General features: G+C 70.2%; 14 protein-coding genes, 2 tRNA genes and 1 other RNA gene. 5 read left to right on the top strand and 12 right to left on the bottom strand.

The window, feature by feature from the left end; genetic code table 11:
• On the bottom strand, positions 1-1,183 hold a 1,183-nt coding region (dnaX, locus tag N788_RS13645; protein WP_034226162.1), incomplete at its 3' end, for a DNA polymerase III subunit gamma/tau.
• Positions 1,184-1,323: 140 nt separating this feature from the next.
• Here dnaX and N788_RS13640 point away from each other — a divergent pair.
• Both N788_RS13640 and ffs read left to right on the top strand, forming a co-directional pair.
• Positions 1,324-1,416 (top strand) — tRNA-Ser (locus N788_RS13640).
• Positions 1,417-1,476: 60 nt separating this feature from the next.
• An RNA gene (gene ffs, locus N788_RS14475) (signal recognition particle sRNA small type) lies at positions 1,477-1,573 on the top strand.
• An 11-nt stretch (positions 1,574-1,584) separates the two neighbouring features.
• On the opposite strand, the gene N788_RS13635 is transcribed toward ffs, so the two are convergent.
• Genes N788_RS13635 through N788_RS13610 form a run of 6 tightly spaced genes read right to left on the bottom strand, consistent with a single transcriptional unit; the run spans position 1,585 to position 5,283 of the window.
• Entirely contained in the window at positions 1,585-2,004 is a 420-nt protein-coding gene (locus N788_RS13635) for a molybdenum cofactor biosynthesis protein MoaE (RefSeq protein ID WP_034226107.1), read from the bottom strand.
• Positions 2,001-2,237 carry a MoaD/ThiS family protein gene (locus N788_RS13630; protein ID WP_034226104.1) on the bottom strand — a complete coding sequence of 79 codons (237 nt, stop codon included), beginning with the start codon at positions 2,235-2,237 and terminating at the stop codon, positions 2,001-2,003. The genes N788_RS13635 and N788_RS13630 overlap by 4 nt, the downstream gene beginning before the upstream one ends.
• A complete protein-coding gene (gene moaC, locus N788_RS13625; protein ID WP_034226102.1) occupies positions 2,234-2,722 on the bottom strand; it encodes a cyclic pyranopterin monophosphate synthase MoaC in 489 nt (162 codons plus the stop codon). The genes N788_RS13630 and moaC overlap by 4 nt, the downstream gene beginning before the upstream one ends.
• Before the next feature lies 1 nt (position 2,723).
• A complete protein-coding gene (gene moaA, locus N788_RS13620) occupies positions 2,724-3,722 on the bottom strand; it encodes a GTP 3',8-cyclase MoaA (protein WP_051924677.1) in 999 nt (332 codons plus the stop codon).
• Between the two features lie 20 nt (positions 3,723-3,742).
• Entirely contained in the window at positions 3,743-4,510 is a 768-nt protein-coding gene (locus N788_RS13615; protein WP_034226097.1) for an MBL fold metallo-hydrolase, read from the bottom strand.
• The gene (locus tag N788_RS13610) at positions 4,507-5,283 is read right to left on the bottom strand and encodes a 3-deoxy-D-manno-octulosonic acid kinase (protein WP_051924676.1); all 777 of its coding nucleotides are present in this window, start codon (positions 5,281-5,283) and stop codon (positions 4,507-4,509) included. Before N788_RS13610 ends, N788_RS13615 begins: the two co-directional genes overlap by 4 nt.
• A 16-nt stretch (positions 5,284-5,299) precedes the next feature.
• Here N788_RS13610 and N788_RS13605 point away from each other — a divergent pair, with 16 nt between their 5' ends.
• On the top strand, positions 5,300-6,346 hold the full coding sequence (locus tag N788_RS13605; RefSeq protein ID WP_211250734.1) for a glycosyltransferase family 9 protein: 1,047 nt from the start codon (positions 5,300-5,302) through the stop codon (positions 6,344-6,346).
• A 1-nt stretch (position 6,347) separates the two neighbouring features.
• On the opposite strand, the gene N788_RS13600 is transcribed toward N788_RS13605, so the two are convergent.
• The 3 genes from N788_RS13600 to N788_RS13590 form a co-directional block, all read right to left on the bottom strand.
• Positions 6,348-6,755: a DUF6165 family protein gene (locus tag N788_RS13600; protein ID WP_034226095.1), complete on the bottom strand. Its 408-nt coding sequence runs from the start codon at positions 6,753-6,755 to the stop codon at positions 6,348-6,350.
• Between the two features lie 89 nt (positions 6,756-6,844).
• Positions 6,845-6,935: transfer RNA gene (locus N788_RS13595), tRNA-Ser, on the bottom strand.
• A gap of 70 nt (positions 6,936-7,005) precedes the next feature.
• Positions 7,006-8,934: a caspase family protein gene (locus N788_RS13590; protein ID WP_160171934.1), complete on the bottom strand. Its 1,929-nt coding sequence runs from the start codon at positions 8,932-8,934 to the stop codon at positions 7,006-7,008.
• Positions 8,935-9,216: 282 nt separating this feature from the next.
• Here N788_RS13590 and N788_RS13585 point away from each other — a divergent pair, with 282 nt between their 5' ends.
• Both N788_RS13585 and N788_RS13580 read left to right on the top strand, forming a co-directional pair.
• Complete coding sequence (locus tag N788_RS13585) at positions 9,217-12,342, top strand: autotransporter family protein (protein WP_034226092.1); 3,126 nt, start codon at positions 9,217-9,219, stop codon at positions 12,340-12,342.
• An 86-nt stretch (positions 12,343-12,428) separates the two neighbouring features.
• Positions 12,429-13,130, top strand: coding sequence for a PP2C family protein-serine/threonine phosphatase (locus tag N788_RS13580; RefSeq protein ID WP_034226090.1), 702 nt, complete (start codon positions 12,429-12,431; stop codon positions 13,128-13,130).
• A 6-nt stretch (positions 13,131-13,136) separates the two neighbouring features.
• Here N788_RS13580 and N788_RS13575 read toward each other — a convergent pair whose 3' ends face one another.
• Together N788_RS13575 and dnaQ are read right to left on the bottom strand one after the other, a co-directional pair.
• On the bottom strand, positions 13,137-14,669 hold the full coding sequence (locus N788_RS13575) for a serine/threonine-protein kinase (protein ID WP_084696063.1): 1,533 nt from the start codon (positions 14,667-14,669) through the stop codon (positions 13,137-13,139).
• A 21-nt stretch (positions 14,670-14,690) separates the two neighbouring features.
• Positions 14,691-15,410 (bottom strand): DNA polymerase III subunit epsilon, encoded by a 720-nt coding sequence (dnaQ, locus tag N788_RS13570; RefSeq protein WP_034226089.1) that lies wholly within the window; start codon positions 15,408-15,410, stop codon positions 14,691-14,693.
• Positions 15,411-15,412: the final 2 nt, after the last annotated feature.

Raw genomic sequence — 15,412 nt, 5'->3', positions numbered from 1 at the left:
CCACGATGGGCCGGCCTGTCGCGGCCGGGGCCGGCGATGATGCCGCCGGCGCCGACCCGGCGGTCGCGCCCTGTCCGGTGACCGCCAGGCGCGGGCCGCCCTGGCCGGCCGGCCGGAAGGCCAGCATGCGCAGCAGGGTCATTTCAAAGCCGGTGCGCGGGCTGGGCGCCAGGCCCAGGTCGCGGCGGCCGGTGACGGCCATCTGGTACCAAAGCTGCACCAGTTCGGCCGAGTGGCTGGCCGCCAGCGCGGCCCAGGCTTCGGGCAGCTCGTCACCGGCGGCGCCGGGCACCAGCTGCTGCAGCTGGATGCGGTGCAGGGCCACGGCCAGGTCTTCAAGCACGTGGGCGAAGTCGGGCGAAAACGCCGACAGCGCCTCGATGCGCTGCATCAGGGCGGCCCCGTCGCCCTGGGCCAGGGCCTCGAGCACGCCGTCCACCTGGCCACGATCGACCGTGCCCAGCATCGCGATCACCGCCGCCTCGTCCAGCTGTCCGCCGGTGTAGGCGATGGCCTGGTCGAGCAGGGACAGGCCGTCGCGCAGGCTGCCGTCGGCGGCCCGTGCCAACAGGGTTATGGCCGCGGGTTCGGCGGCGATGCCTTCGGCTTCCAGGATGCGCTGCATCTGGCCGCCGATCTGGTCGAGTTCGAGCCGGCGCAGGTTGAATTGCAGGCAGCGCGAAAGCACGGTCACCGGCAGCTTCTGCGGATCGGTGGTGGCCAGCAGGAACTTCACGTGGCCCGGCGGCTCCTCGAGCGTCTTGAGCAGCGCGTTGAACGCGCTCTTGGACAGCATGTGCACTTCGTCGATCAGGTACACCTTGGTACGGCCGCGGGCCGGCATGTACTGGGCGTTGTCGATCAGTTCGCGGACGTCGTCGACGCCGGTGTTGCTGGCGGCGTCGATCTCGAGCAGGTCGACGTAGCGGCCGGCATCGATGTCGACGCAGGCGCCGCATTCGCCGCAGGGCTCGGCGCCGCTGCCGCGCTCGCAGTTGAGCGACTTGGCGAAGATGCGGGCGATGGTGGTCTTGCCGACTCCGCGGGTGCCGGTGAACAGGAAGGCGTGGTGCACCTTGCCGGTTTCCAGGGCATTGGACAGTGCGCGCACGACGTGTTCCTGCCCGACCAGTTCGGAGAAGCGCCGCGGGCGCCATTTTCGGGCTAGGACGAGATAGGACATGCAAGGCTCGGTGGCGAGTCGGGACCGACCCCGCCATTGTGCCAACCCCCCTGCCCCCCGGCCAGCGGGCTGACGCGCCGCTTGTGGCCAGCCCCGCCGGGCGGTATCATTTCCTGCTTGATTCAGCGAGTTACCTCTGCGGAGAGGTGTCCGAGTGGTTGAAGGAGCACGCCTGGAAAGTGTGTAAGCGTCTAAACCGCGCTTCGGGGGTTCGAATCCCCCTCTCTCCGCCAACATCCCACGGCGCGTCCCCGGCCCCGAGCCAGGACGCGCCGTTCGTTTCAATGGTGGCCCCGTTGGCCTCCCGCGACGCTAGTCCGAAAACTCCGCCAGGGCCGGAAGGCAGCAACGGTATTGGATGACGCGGGTGCCGGGACCAGCTGGCGGGGCCGCCACCCCCATCACGCCCCGGGATGCAGCCAATCGGCGTCGCCGGACGCGTAGCGCTCGTGTTTCCAGATCGGCACGCGGGATTTGACCTCGTCGATGATCCAGCGGCAGGCCTCGAAGGCCGGGCCGCGGTGGCCGGCGCTGACCCCGACCCAGACCGCCATCTCGCCCAGCGCGAGCTCGCCGGTGCGGTGCACGCAGGCGGCGTCGACGATGTCGAAGCGCGCCAGCGCCTGGGCCAGGACCCGTTCACCCTCGGCTTCGGCCAGGACCCCGTAAGCCTCGTAGCGAAGCCCGAGCACCGCCCGGCCATCGTTGTGGTCGCGTACCCAGCCTTCGAAGCTGGCGAAGGCACCGGCCCGCGCCGACAGCAGTCGCTGGCGCAGCGGCGCCGGATCGAAGGCGACCTCGCTGAGCGAAAAACGTTTCATCCGCCCGACACCGGCGGGATAAAGGCGATCTCGGCGCCGTCGCGCGGCGGCGTGTCCCAGGCAACGAATTCACCGTCCATGGCCACGCGCAGCCGGTCGCGGGCGAGGCCGAACCCGTGGCGCGCGCGCAGGGACGCATAGAGCGCCGTGAGCGACTCCGGCGTATCCACCACTTCGCTGCTGCATGCCGCCGCGTCCCGCAGGCTGGCGAAATAAAGCACCGTGACGCTCATGCCCGCGCCTTGCCGATGTCGCGTTTGCCGCCGCGCTTGGCCAGCAGCTTCGCGGGGCCGATGACGATGGCGTGCGAGAGCGCCTTGCACATGTCGTAGACGGTCAGTGCAGCCACGGTGGCGCCGGTCAGCGCCTCCATCTCGACGCCGGTGCGATGCGTGGTGCGGACCGCGCATTCGATGCGCAGCACCGCCTCGGCCTGCCAGGCGATGTCGAAACGACAGCCCTCGATCGGCAGCGGATGGCAGAACGGCACCAGCTCGTGCGTGCGCTTGACCGCCATGGTGCCGGCGATGATGGCCGTATCCATGACCGCACCCTTCGCGGTCTTCATGCCGCCCTTGCGCAAGCTGGCCGCCACCGTCGCCGGGAAACGCACCCGGCATTCGGCCACCGCCTCCCGCGCCGTCACCGCCTTGCCGGTGACGTCCACCATCGCCGGCCGGCCGTCCGGGTCCACGTGCGTGAGTTTCGCTTTCGCCATGTCAGCCGCCTATGAAATACATTTCGATCCGCCGCCCCGAGCCGGGCCCGGACGTGCGCTGCTCGCTGTAGCGGTCGGCGCGTGCCTGCCAGGCATCGCGCAGGTGCGCCGTCAGCGTGTCTTCACCCGCGGCGATGATCTCGCGCAAGGGCCGTCCCTGCCCCGCGAACAGGCAGGTGAACAACTGCCCGTCGGCGGAGAGGCGCGCCCGGTGGCAGTCGCCGCAGAAAGGCGCGCTCACCGAACTCACGAAACCCACCTCGCCGGCGCCGTCGGCGTAGGCATGGCGCCTGGCCACTTCGCCGCGATAGGCGGCCTGCAGCGGCTGCAGCGGCCACGTCGCGTTGATCTGGTCGCGCAGCTCGCGCGAGCACACCACGCTTGCCTCCTGCCAGCGGTTGCAGGTGCCCACGTCCATGAATTCGATGAAACGCAGCACGTGCGGCGTGTGCCGGAAGTGGCCGGCCAGGGGCAGCACCTGCGACTCGTTGATGCCCCGCTGCACGACGCAATTGATCTTGAGCGATCCGAAGCCCGCGGCTTCGGCGGCGGCGATGCCGTAGAGCACGTCGGCCAGTTCGCCGCGGCCGCCGGTGAGCTGGCGGAACAAGGCCGCGTCGAGCGCGTCGAGGCTGACCGTCAGCCGGTGCAGGCCGGCTTCGCGCAGCGCCCGCGCCTGGCCGGCAAGCAGGGCGCCGTTCGTGGTCAGCGCCAGGTCGGTGATGCCGGGCACCTTCGCCAGCCGGGCGACCAGCACCGGCAGGTCCTTGCGCAGCAGCGGTTCGCCGCCGGTCAGGCGCAGCTTGCTGACCCCCAGGCGCGCGAAGGCGCGCACGGCGGTTTCGATTTCGTCGAAGTCCAGGCGGCCGGCGCGGCCCAGGGTGTCGCCGGGCGGGGTGCTGTCGGCGGGCATGCAATAAGGGCAGCGGAAGTTGCAGGTCTCGATGACCGACACCCGCAGGTCGTGCAGCGGGCGGCCCAGCTGGTCCCGCGGCGCCATGGCCTCCCTGGGCAAGGCGTTCACGACCCCCCCTGCAGGCCGGGCGACGGCAGCGGTTCGGCCAGGGCCAGCACGTCGCCGGGACGGGCCACCCGGTGGCCACGCGCGCGCATCGTGTCGGCGTCGGCCGGCGAGGCGTAGTGGTAGAGCACGCAGCGGGACAACAGGCCCGGCGGGTATTCCCGCTCCAGGTCGTCCAGGCCGCTGTGCGAGGGGTTTCCGTGCAGCGCGCAGTCGTGGGCGACGATCTCGCCGGCGCCGGCGAACTTCGCCAGCATTTCCGGCACCGGCCGGGTGTCGCCGGTCCAGACCAGGCTGCCTGGCAAGCGCAGCGCGAACGCCGTGTCCGGCAAGTGGTGGCGCACGGGGAAGACGTCGTACCACTGCCCCGCGTGCCAGAAGCCGCGCGTCACCGGGACCAGCTGGAAGGCGTCCCACCAGTTCGCGTCGCCCTCGGCGACCACGCCGGGATAGTCCGCCAGCCGGGCCTGCAGATGCGGCAGCACGCCCACCGGCACGTAGAGGCGAACCTTGCCGCGGCGCGCCGGGTCGAAGTAGGTCGCGAAAAACAGCCGTTCAAGACCCGCCACGTGGTCCATGTGCACGTGGGTGATGAACAGCGCATCCGGCAAGGCGCGGTAAAACCCTTCGAAGGCGGTCAGGGCCTCCTGGCCGCAGTCGATCATCAGCAGGGGCTCGCCCTCGCGTTCGACGACGGCCGAGGACGCGCCCAGCGTCACCGCCGACTGCGAGTTGCCCACCCCCAGGAAGCGCAGCGACCAGGTCATCGCCCCACCCCGACGGCATCGGGCCGGGCCAACGCGGCATGGAAGGTTTGTTCGTAGGCCTGGCGCAGCTGGCGGAAACCCTGGCGCCAGCCATCGCGGCCCGGGCCGGCCAGCTTGGCCAGCGAGCGCGACAGCCGGGCGAGGTTGGCCTCCCGCCAGCCGGCGGCGGGCGCACGCCGGCGACCGCGGTCGAAGTCGATCAGCCAGGCGTCGCCGGCCGGATCCAGCAGGACGTTGTGGGCATTGAGGTCGGCGTGGTCGACACCGGCCGCGTGCAGGCGGGCGATGGCGCGGCCGGTCGCGGTCCAGGCCGCGGCCCCGGGATGGTCCAGGCAGGCGGCCAGCGGGCTCGCGCCCTCGATGCGTTCGACCACGATCGCCGCCCGGTAGGCGGGGCCCTGGCGCCAGTAGCCGGCCAGCAGCGGCGACGGCACCCGCAGCCCCTGCGAGCGCAGGCTGGCCAACAGGCGGAACTCGGCGAAACTGCGCACGCGGTCCTCGCCCAGCCACAGGTAGCGGTCGCGGCTGGCACGGGCCGCCAGGCCGCCGCGCCGGTAACGGCGCAGCACGCCACGCCCGAATCCGGACTCGACGAACCAGGCGCCGCCACGGCCGCCTTCCACCACGGGCGTCGCAGGCGGCGCCCAGGCCGCGGGGTCGAGCCAGCGCGGCGCAGCTTGCGGCCAGCGCGCGGCGTCGAACACAATCGCCCCCTGCCCTCGCTCGTCGCGGAACGGCTGCCTGGTCGCGGCGATGGCGGTGGTCTTTCCCATGCCTGCAGTCTAACCAATGACCGTGAAGCCCGCGCCGCGATCGATCTGCCTGCTGCGCCTGTCGGCGCTGGGAGACGCCGTGCACGCGGTGGCCGTGGTGCGCGACTTGCAGCAGGCCTTCCCGGGCGTGCCGATCACCTGGGTCATCGGCAAGGGCGAAGCCCGGCTGCTCGAGGGCCTGGACGGGGTCGAACTGGTGGTCTTCGACAAGAAGGCCGGCCTGGCGGCCTGGCGCGGACTGCGCCGCGAACTGGCCGGGCGGCGATTCGACGTGCTGCTCAACCTGCAGCTGGCGCTGCGCGCCGGACTGGCTTCGACGGCGATCCGCGCCGCGCGGCGCATCGGTTTCGACCACGGCCGCAGCAAGGAGGGCCACGGCCTGTTCATCAACGAGCGCATCCCCGCCGGCGGCCACCACGTCCAGGATGCGTTCCGGCAGTTCCTGCTGCCGCTGGGCGCCACGCCCGGCCCCATCCAGTGGCGGCTGCCTGTGCCCGCCGAAGCCCATGACTGGGCGGCGGCACAGCTACCGGGCGAGACGCCGACGCTGCTGGTCTCGCCCTGCTCGAGCCATGCGCTGCGCAACTGGCGACCGGAACGGGTTGCCGCGGTCGCCGACCATGCCGCGTCCAGGGGCTGGCGGGTGGCGCTGTGCGGCGGCCGCAGCACGCTCGAGCGCGATACTGCCGACGCCATCCTTGCCGCCATGCGCGGCCCGGCGGTGGACCTGGTCGGCAAGGACACGCTCAAGCAGCTGCTGGCCCTGCTCGGGCGCGCCCGCCTGGTGCTGACGCCGGACGCCGGCCCCTCGCACATGGCCAATGCCATGGGCACCGCGGTGCTGGCACTGCACGCCTGCACCGATGCCGAACGCTCGGGTCCCTACAGCGACCGGCGCTGGACGGTGAACCACTACGAAACAGCGGCGCGGCGATTCCTGGGCAAACCGGCCGCCGAATTGCCCTGGGGCAAGCGGGTGGAGCTGCCGGGGGTCATGGACCTGGTGCAGGTGGACGAGGTGGTCGAACGCTTCGAGGCGTTCCGCGCCGCAACCGGCGCCTGAATCAGGGCTTGGGGCCGGAGCGGTAGTCCTGGTAGGACTTTTCCTCGACATAGGCCGAACCCAGCGCGAGGTTGATTTCCTTCTTGATGCGGGCGCGCTCGTCATTCTCGAAGTAGACCGCACGGGCCAGGCGGATGAACTCGTCGTCGAAAGCCTGGGCCTTCTCCTTGATCCGGATGTCGTCCTCGATGACCCAGAGGCGTTCGTTGACGGCCTTGAGGTCGGCGCGCAGCCGGGCGATGTCGTTGCCGGCGGCGGGATGCCCCATCCAGGTGGTTTCGAGCGCGGACAGTTCGGCGCGCACGTTCGCCAGCTTGGCCGGGTCGCTCATGCGCTCGGACTTGATCTGCAGGATGGCGATCTTGTCGAGCAGTTCGCCAAAGGAAACGGGGACTTGGATTTCGGACATGTTCGGCTCCGTGTCGGTAGCAAGAGTGTAGCGCGGGCCGTGCGAGGCCAAAAAAAAAGGGGCCCTTTCGGGCCCCTTCTTGCAACGTCTGGCGGAGAGGGAGGGATTCGAACCCTCGAGGCGCTATAAACGCCTGCCTGATTTCGAGTCAGGTACATTCAACCGCTCTGCCACCTCTCCGGACCCGGCACCCGCCATGGGCTGGCGCCGGGCCCGCCATTATAGGGAGGCCGGGCCCGGCCCGCCAGCCTCAGGGGCCGGTCGCGGCGGCGCCCCCCTTGGGAAGGAAGAAGAACTCGCCACTTTCGTGGCCGGCGTAGCGGATCGGGGCGTATTCGGGCATCTGCGCCAGCGGCGCGTCCATGGCACCCAGGGCCAGCGAGGTGGCGACCTCCTGGAACAGGCGCTGGCCCTCGAGCAGGCGGTCGTTGTCCTGCAGCACGTTCAGGAAGGCGCGGGCGAAGAAGCTGTGCTTGCCGCTGCCGGTGTCGGGCACCGGCATCACGCCGCCCGAGGTCAGCGCGGTGCGGCTGCGACCGTCGGCCATGGCCTTCACCCAGGCGTTCCACTTGTCCGGAGGCATCGCACCGGTGGCGAAGGTCGGCACCGAGGCCCGGGTCATGGTGCCCGAGTAACACGAATCGGCGACCACCAGCACGTGGCGCGCGGCGACGGTGTTGAGGATGTCGCTGACCACGGCGTTGGAAACCCAGGACTTGGGGTTGCCCTGCACGCCGTCGGTCGGCACCCAGTAGCCCTGGCCGTCGGCGCCGATCTCGCCGTGTCCGGCGTAGTAGATCAGCAGGTTGTCCTCCGGCTTGAGGGTCTCGCGCATCTGGTTGAGCGCGGTCAGGATCTCGAGCCGGGTGGCGTTGTGCACGACCGTGGTCTCGTAGCCGTAGCGGCTGCGCAGCATGGCGGCCACGGCGTTGGCGTCGTTCACGGCGCTTTGCAGCGAGGCATAGGCCGGGTCGCGGTAGCTGTTGTTGCCCACCACCACGGCGTGGAACTTGCCCAGTTTGACGCCACGCGGCAGCGTGCCGGCGGTCGCCGGCGCCGCCGGCATCGGCGCACTGCCGGCACCGGCCTGCGGCAGCAAGGTGAAGTCGAGCTGGGCGCGCACGCCACCGGTATCCACGGCCGCCACCTGCACCTGGGCACCCCCCGCCGGCACCTCGACCTCGGCGCTGAAGGCTCCGTTGGCGCTGATCGGCGCCGGTTTGCCGTTGATGGTGATCTCGCGCACCAGCTGAGGCGCCGTGACCCGGCCGACGATCTTGCGCGTGCCCGGGCCGCCGCGATAGACGGCGGTGTTGCGGCCGCGCGTGGCCACGAACACCGGGTCCAGGATCTCAAGCCGCGGCGCACTGGCCAGCATTGCGCCGCCGCCGGCCTGGCGCTCCAGGGAAGCCAGCTGGGTGCGCTGGTCGTTGATCTGCTCCTGCTGCGCAAGCAGCTGGTTTTCCAGCAGCGCGGTCAGTTCGTCGTCGCGACTGGCGCGGGCATCGGCCAGCCGCTGCTGGGTCCGGGCGAGTTCGGTCTGCGTCTGCTGAAGGGCGCTGCGCCGCTGCGCCAGCTCCTGCTGCAGCTTGCGCACCTGTTCGCGCAGCGCGGCGGACTCGGCCTCGCCTTCGGCCACCTGCGCCTGCAGGCCGGTGATGGCTTCGTCCTTGGCGCGGATTTCGACCTGCACGACCGAGGCGTAGAGCAATTCGTCCTCGATGCCCGACGCCTCGCGATACAGGTTCAGCGCCGCCGCCTGGTCCTGGGCCACGCCCAGGCCCTGTTCGTACAGGAAGCCCAGGTTGATCTTGGCGCGTCCATAACCCTGCTCGGCCGCCTTCTTGAACCACTGGAAAGCCATGCCGTAATCGGGCGCCGTGCCCAGGCCCTTGGCGTAGATCTCGCCGACGTTGTTCTGCGCCTCCGGGCTGCCGGCCATCGCACCTTCCAGCCAGACCTTGAGCGCGGTCTGGTAGTTGGCGCGATCGTAGGAAACATATTCGCCGCCGCGGATCTCGCAGTCGGCCTGGGTGGTGCGAACCGGGCGGCGTGCGCTGAGATAGGTCGCCTGTCGCCCGAGCTTGCGGATCTGCCCCGGAAGCAGGCAGTCGACGATCATCAGGTCCTCGGCATTGCGAACGGCCGCCTGGGCCGGCGCGACGGGCCAGCCGGCCAACAATGCGAGGCCGAATCCAAAAGCAAAAACGAAGAGTCGGGACGGGACCGGACAAGTGTGTGGCAGGTTCATCGGCATACCTCCCTGGGAAGCTATGCGGCCCGCGCCAAAGACGTTTGCAGCGGCGCGTCAGCCGCTATACTCGTGCCGCCGTTATAGCTGCAAACCAGGGGAAATGCGATGGACGCCACGAGCAGCATCGCTTCAGGCCGACAGACGGTAGCTTCTTTCCTCCAGCGGGCATGGCGATGGGCGATCGCCCTTTCTCTTGCCGCACTGGGATTGGCATGGGGCAACACGGCGCAGGCGCAGGCCTGCGACTTCGTCGCCATCGGCCCGACCAACCAGATCGGCCTGCCGGGCAGCAACGTCAGCTTCACCCTCGAGGCACAAACCGCCTGCGCGCCGACCGTCAACATTTCGCTGGTGGTCAATGCGCCCGACAACACCGGCGGCGCGACGATCGTGCCGCCCGCGAACCCGACGATCACGCTCGACACGCCCTACACCTTTTCGGTGACGCTGGGCCCCAACCCGGGCGGCGGCGGCAGCGTCACCGCCACCTGCCTCAGCGGTGGCTGCGCGGGCGACGTGCTGGTGTTCAACTTCAGCACCAACAACCAGTTCGACTACGACAACGCCACGGTCTCGAGCGTGGTGACCAACCAGATCCGCAACTTCACCGTGGCCACCAGCCTGCAGCTCAACGGTGCCCCGGGCAGCCTGCCGAGCAACTTCACCAACATCACCAACGCCACCCCCTACGGCCAGGTGCCGGCCAACGCCTCGGGCGTGGCATCACTGACCCAGACGATCCCGGCAATGGGCACCTACGTGGTGCGCGCCAACCTGGTCTGCCCGGTCGCCTTCGTGCTCGAGGGCTGCGCGGCGGTGCCGCCGGTGGATTTCAACGTACTGGTCGAACCGGTGTCGCTGGATCCGGTGACACCGCTGGCGGTCACGGCGTTCGCGGGCATCCCGCAGACGCTCACCGTGTCCTATGGCAGCGCCAGCTTCCCGGGGCCCACCGGCACGCCGATCTCCTGGGTCCTTGCCAGCCAGCCGGGTGGTGGCGACGGCGTGCTCACCGGCAGCAACCTGCTCGGCGGCGAAAGCGACGCCACCTTCAGCGCCACCGTGCCGGGCGTCTACACCGTGCAGGCCAGCGTCGTCTGCGCCGTCTGCGCGGTGACCACCCGCAGCTTCAACATCACCGTATCCGCCGCCCCGCCGCCCTACGCGCTGTCCCTGGCCAGCGCCAACCCGGCGCCCGGCACCGTCGGTGTGCCGCAGGCGTTCAGCGTGCAGCTCGACGTGGCTGGCGTGCCCGTGGCCGCCAAGTCGATCCAGTGGACGGCGACGGCGCCGTTCAGTCCGTCCTCGGCGACGGCGGTCACCAACGCCGGCGGCATCGCGATGGCGAGCTTCACGCCGTCCGCGTCGGGTACGTTCCCGGCGGCGATCACCGCCAGCTTCGACCCCGACGGGATACCGGCGAACGGCGACGAGGTCGCCATTTCCTTCGACGCCGTCGTCGCCGCCACGCCGGGCCTCGCCATCGCCAGCGGCAACAACCAGCAGGCGGCGCCGGGCGCCGCTTTCGCGCAGCCCCTGGTGGTGCTCGCCGACAACGGCGGCGTGCCCGCCGCCGGCATCGGCATCAACTGGGTGGTGGCCGGCGACGCCGTCCTGGTGGCCGGCGCAGCCACCGATGCCAGCGGCCAGGCCAGCGCCACGCTCACCGCGGGCGCGACCACCGGTGCAGTCAGCGTCACGGCCTCGCGACTCGACGCACCGGCGGCCAGCGTCACCTTCACCCTGGCGGTGGCCACGCCCGGTGCGCTGCAGGTGGTCTCCGGCAACGGCCAGAGCCTGATCGCCGGGCAGCCTTCCGAGCCCCTGGTCGTGCGCCTGCTCGACAGCGGTGGCAATCCGGTTGCCGGCGCCACGGTGAACTGGACCACCAACAACGGCAGCCTGGACACGGCCAGTTCAAGCACGGCCGGCAACGGCCAGGCCAGCACCCGGCTGACCCTGGACGCTTCCGGCGAAGCGCAGGTCACCGCGTCCTCGCCGCTGGCCACGGCACCGGTGGTGTTCCGGCTGCAGGGCGCGTTGGCCAACCTGACCGGGCTCACCGCGACCCAGGAAGAGGTCGCGACGGCCGTCGACAACCTGTGCCCGGCCCTGGCGGGCCTGGGCACGCGCACGCCCGGCCAGCAGGACCTCTACGAACGCTGCCAGGAACTGGGCCGCGCCGCGGCGCTCGATCCCGCGGCCACCGTGCTGGCCCTGGACCAGCTGATCGCCGACGTCGCCCTGGCGCAGGGCAATGCCGCCTTCAGCGCCGCGCAATCGCAGTTCCAGAACCTGCGCGCGCGCATCGCCGCCCTGCGCAGCGGCACCCAGGGCACCGACTTCGGCGGGCTGGCGCTGACCACCCCGCAGGGCCTGTTCTCGATGGGCATGCTGCAGCAGGCGCTGGACGACGACGCACCGGTGCCGATGGAAGTCGGCGCCGATTTCAGCCGCTGGGGATTTTTTGCTTCCGGCATCCTGGGCCGCGGCGAGGTCGATCCCGGCCGCGTCGACCCGGCCTACGACACCGACATCGAGGGCCTCACCGCCGGCGTCGACTACCGCATTTCCGATCGCTGGATCCTGGGCGGCTCGCTGGGCCTGACCCGCCAGGACACCACCCTGCCCGACGGCCGCGGCGAGGTCGAAACCTCCGGCTGGAGCGTTTCCGGCTACACGACCTGGTACCGGCCCGACAGCTGGTACGTGGACGGCGTGCTCACCTGGGGCCGCAACGACTACGACCTGGTGCGCAGCATCCGCTACAGCCTGCCGCTGGCCGGCGGCGGCAGCCAGGACATCGACCAGCTCGCCAAGGCATCGTCCGGCGGCGACCTGCTGTCGATGGCGGTCACCTTCGGCCGCGACTTCAACCATGGCGCCTGGGGCGTGGGCCCCTACGGCCGGCTGCTCTTCACCCGGGTGGACTTCGACCCGATCCGGGAACACCTGCAGCCGGGACCCGGCTCGGGCCTGGGCCTGCAGATCGAGCAGCGCGAACTCGAATCGCTGGCCAGCGTGCTGGGCGGGAAGCTCACCTACACCCACAGCACCGATTGGGGCGTGTTGATGCCGCACCTGCAACTGGAGTGGGAGCATGAATTCCGCGACGACCCGCAGGCGCTCGAAGCACGCTTCCTCAACGACCCCACCGGCACGCCCATCCTGCTGCGCGGCGACGAACTGGACACCGACTATTTCCGCATCGGCCTGGGTATGTCGATGGTGCTCACCAAGGGGCGCTCGGGTTACTTCTACTACGAGCGGCTGATGGGCAAGGACCGCAGCTCCCAGTACAACCTCGCCCTCGGCTTCCGGATGGAATTCTGAGTGACGGCTTGCAGCCTGGCGCAGGGCGAACGCATCATGGGGTGGATGGAAGCATCCGCCACCCCGGCAAACAACGGGCGACCCGCATGATCGAGTTCGGCCACCTGAGCCACGTCGGCCTGCGGCGCGAGCACAACGAAGACACCTACTACGGCGACGCCGAGCTGGGACTGTGGCTGGTGGCCGACGGCATGGGGGGCCACGAGTTCGGCGAAGTCGCCAGCGCCCTGGCCCGCGACGCCGTGGTGCGCGAGGTCCGTGCCGGGCGCCCCCTGGTCGAAGCGATCCGTCGTGCCGACGAGGACATCATCCGGCATAGCAAGCAGCGCGCCGAAAGCCTGCCCATGGGCACGACCATGGTCGCGCTGCGCATTGCCGAAAACCGGTTCGAACTGGCCTGGGTCGGTGACAGCCGCGCCTATCTGTGGAACGGCCAGCTGCGCCAGCTTTCGGCCGACCACAGCTACGTGCAGGAGCTGATCGACCAGGGCGCGATCACCGCCGAACAGGCCCGCGTGCATCCGCATCGCAACGTGGTCACCCAGGCCCTGGGCGTCACCGACCCGCAGAGCCTGAAGGTCGAAACCCTGTCGGGCGAACTCCGGGCCGGGCAGCAGCTGCTGCTGTGCAGCGACGGCCTGACCGAGGAAGTCGACGACGCCAGCATCGGGACCCTGCTCTCGCGAACCGACCTTTCCGCGCAGGAATGCGTCGACCACCTGGTATCGGCGGCGCTCGACGGCGGCGGCTCGGATAACGTGACCGTCATCCTGCTGCGTCGGCGCTGACCGGCCTCAGCCCGCCGGCGGATCAGGCAGGACGGGGTTCTCGCCGTTGATGCCGGCGATGGCGGCATCCTGGAGCTGCTTGAGGTAGGGATCGTCCGGATCGATCGCCTGCCCCTTGCTGACGAACAGCTGGCACGGGACCCAACGGCCGCGGTCGCAGGCTTCGTAGGAAACGCGACGATAGAACGCCACGATTTTCGCCACGCCGGCCCTGGCTCGGGCGTTTTCCGGATCCAGCGCCAGCACCTGGCGGTAGTAGCCCAGCGCGCTGTCCTCCGGCGGGTAATCGAGCTTGCGGCCCCGCTCCCGGATTTCGGGCCCGGTGGCGTTTTCATAGAGCGCATCACCGGCGTTGAGCAAGCGCGCAAGCTGGTCGTCGGCCGGCGCGTCGATGGGTGTTGGCAGGCTGAAGCCTTCAGGCAGCGGGCCGGAGGCCTCGGATGGCGTGTTCGCCGGCACCTGCACCACCGAAGACTGCGCCGGGGAATCGGCCGCCGGGGGCGACAGCAGCCACCAGGCCAGCACGGCCAGCACGAAGGCGCCGGCCAGGCCGGCCACCGGCAACAGCCAGGCCGGGCGTGCGGAGGTCTCGCCGGCACTGATGCGGGTGCGCTGCTGGGTGGCGCCGGCGATCCGGTCGCCGCCGGCCCTGCGCGAGCGTGTCGCCACCGCCACCGCCCCCTGCGGCGCATCGGCCACGCACTTGTGCATGGCTTCGACGAACGCCGCACCGGTGTTGAAGCGCTGCCCCGGCTCCTTGGCCATCAGCCCCTGCACCAGCGGCTGCAGCCAGGCGTGTTCGTCGGGCAGTTCCGGCACCGGGTGGCTGACATGCATCAGGGCCACGGTGAAAGCGTCGCTGGCCTGGTACGGCGGTGCGCCGGCCAGCATTTCAAACAGCACCGCGCCCAGGCTGTAGAGGTCGGCGCGGCCGTCCACCGGTTCGCCGCGCGCCTGCTCCGGGCTCATGTAGTCGGGGGTGCCGATCGAGGTGCCGGCGACCGTCGAGCTGTTGGACCCGTCCATCGCCTTGGCGATGCCGAAGTCGGCCAGGACGACCCGCCCGTCGTTGCGGAACAGGATGTTGCCCGGCTTGACGTCGCGGTGCACGAAGCCCTTCTGGTGGGCGAAATCCAGGCCTTGGGCGATGTCGGCGGTGATGTCGAGTATCTGGCCGATGCTCAGCCCGCCTTCCTCGATCCGGTCCTTGAGCGTTCCGCCCGGGATGTACTCGGCCGCGAGGTAGTAGACGTTCCCGTGGTTGCCGATGTCATGCACCGTCACCAGGTTCGGGTGCTGCAGCTTGGCGGTGATCTTGCCTTCGACCAGGAAGCGGTGCGCGAATTCGGCATTGGCCGCCAGCGCCGGGGACATCACCTTCAGGGCCACTTCGCGGTCCAGCGATTCCTGCACGGCCAGGAAGACCGAAGCCATGCCACCCTCGCCGATCGGCCGCAGGATGCGGTAACCGGGGATGTTGATGTCGACCGAGGTGAGCAGCACGGTGGAGTTCAAGGCGACCTCGCAGGCAACAGCCATGGAGAGTATGGAACAACGGGATCAGGCGCTGGTCCCGGCCCCCGGCCAGAGTAACTTGCCGGCCCGTTTGGCGATCTTCGCCAGCCGTTCGGCGTGCGCGGCCTCTTCGGCGGCGCTGGCGCGGCGCACCACCCGGGCCGTCGACGTGCCGGCCAGGCGGGCCGCCGTCGCCGCGGCGGCGGCGGCTTCCGGCTCGCCGCTGGCAGCCAGGCCCAGGTCGCCCTGGCCCGAGGTCATGCCCAGGTAGACCTCGGCCAACAGCTCGGCGTCTAGCAGCGCGCCATGCAGCTTGCGATGGCCGTTGTCGACGCCGAGGCGCCGGCACAGGGCGTCGAGTGAATTGCGCTGCCCCGGGTAGCGTTCGCGCGCCATCGCCAGGGTGTCGAGCACGCTGGCGTGGTCGCTGACGCGGCCATGCTGGCGACCGGCCAGCGACAGTTCGTAGTCGAGGAAGCCAACGTCGAAGCTGGCGTTGTGGATGATCAGCTCGGCGCCGCGGATGAATTCGATCAATTCGTCGACCGCGCTTTCAAAGCGCGGTTTGTCGCGCAGGAAATCCAGGGTCAGCCCGGTGACTTCCTGCGCGCCGGGCTCCATTTCGCGGCCCGGGTTGAAGTAGCGATGGAAGTGGCGGCCGGTGGGCCGGCGCTCGACCAGCTCGATGCAGCCGATTTCGACGATGCGGTTGCCCTTTTCCCAGGACAGGCCGGTGGTTTCGGTATCCAGGACGATCTGGCGCATGG

It is taken from the genome of Arenimonas donghaensis DSM 18148 = HO3-R19, assembly GCF_000743535.1.
GTDB lineage: Bacteria > Pseudomonadota > Gammaproteobacteria > Xanthomonadales > Xanthomonadaceae > Arenimonas > Arenimonas donghaensis.
Note: the sequence above shows the minus strand (reverse complement) of the source record. Positions and strands in the feature narration are given on the sequence as shown.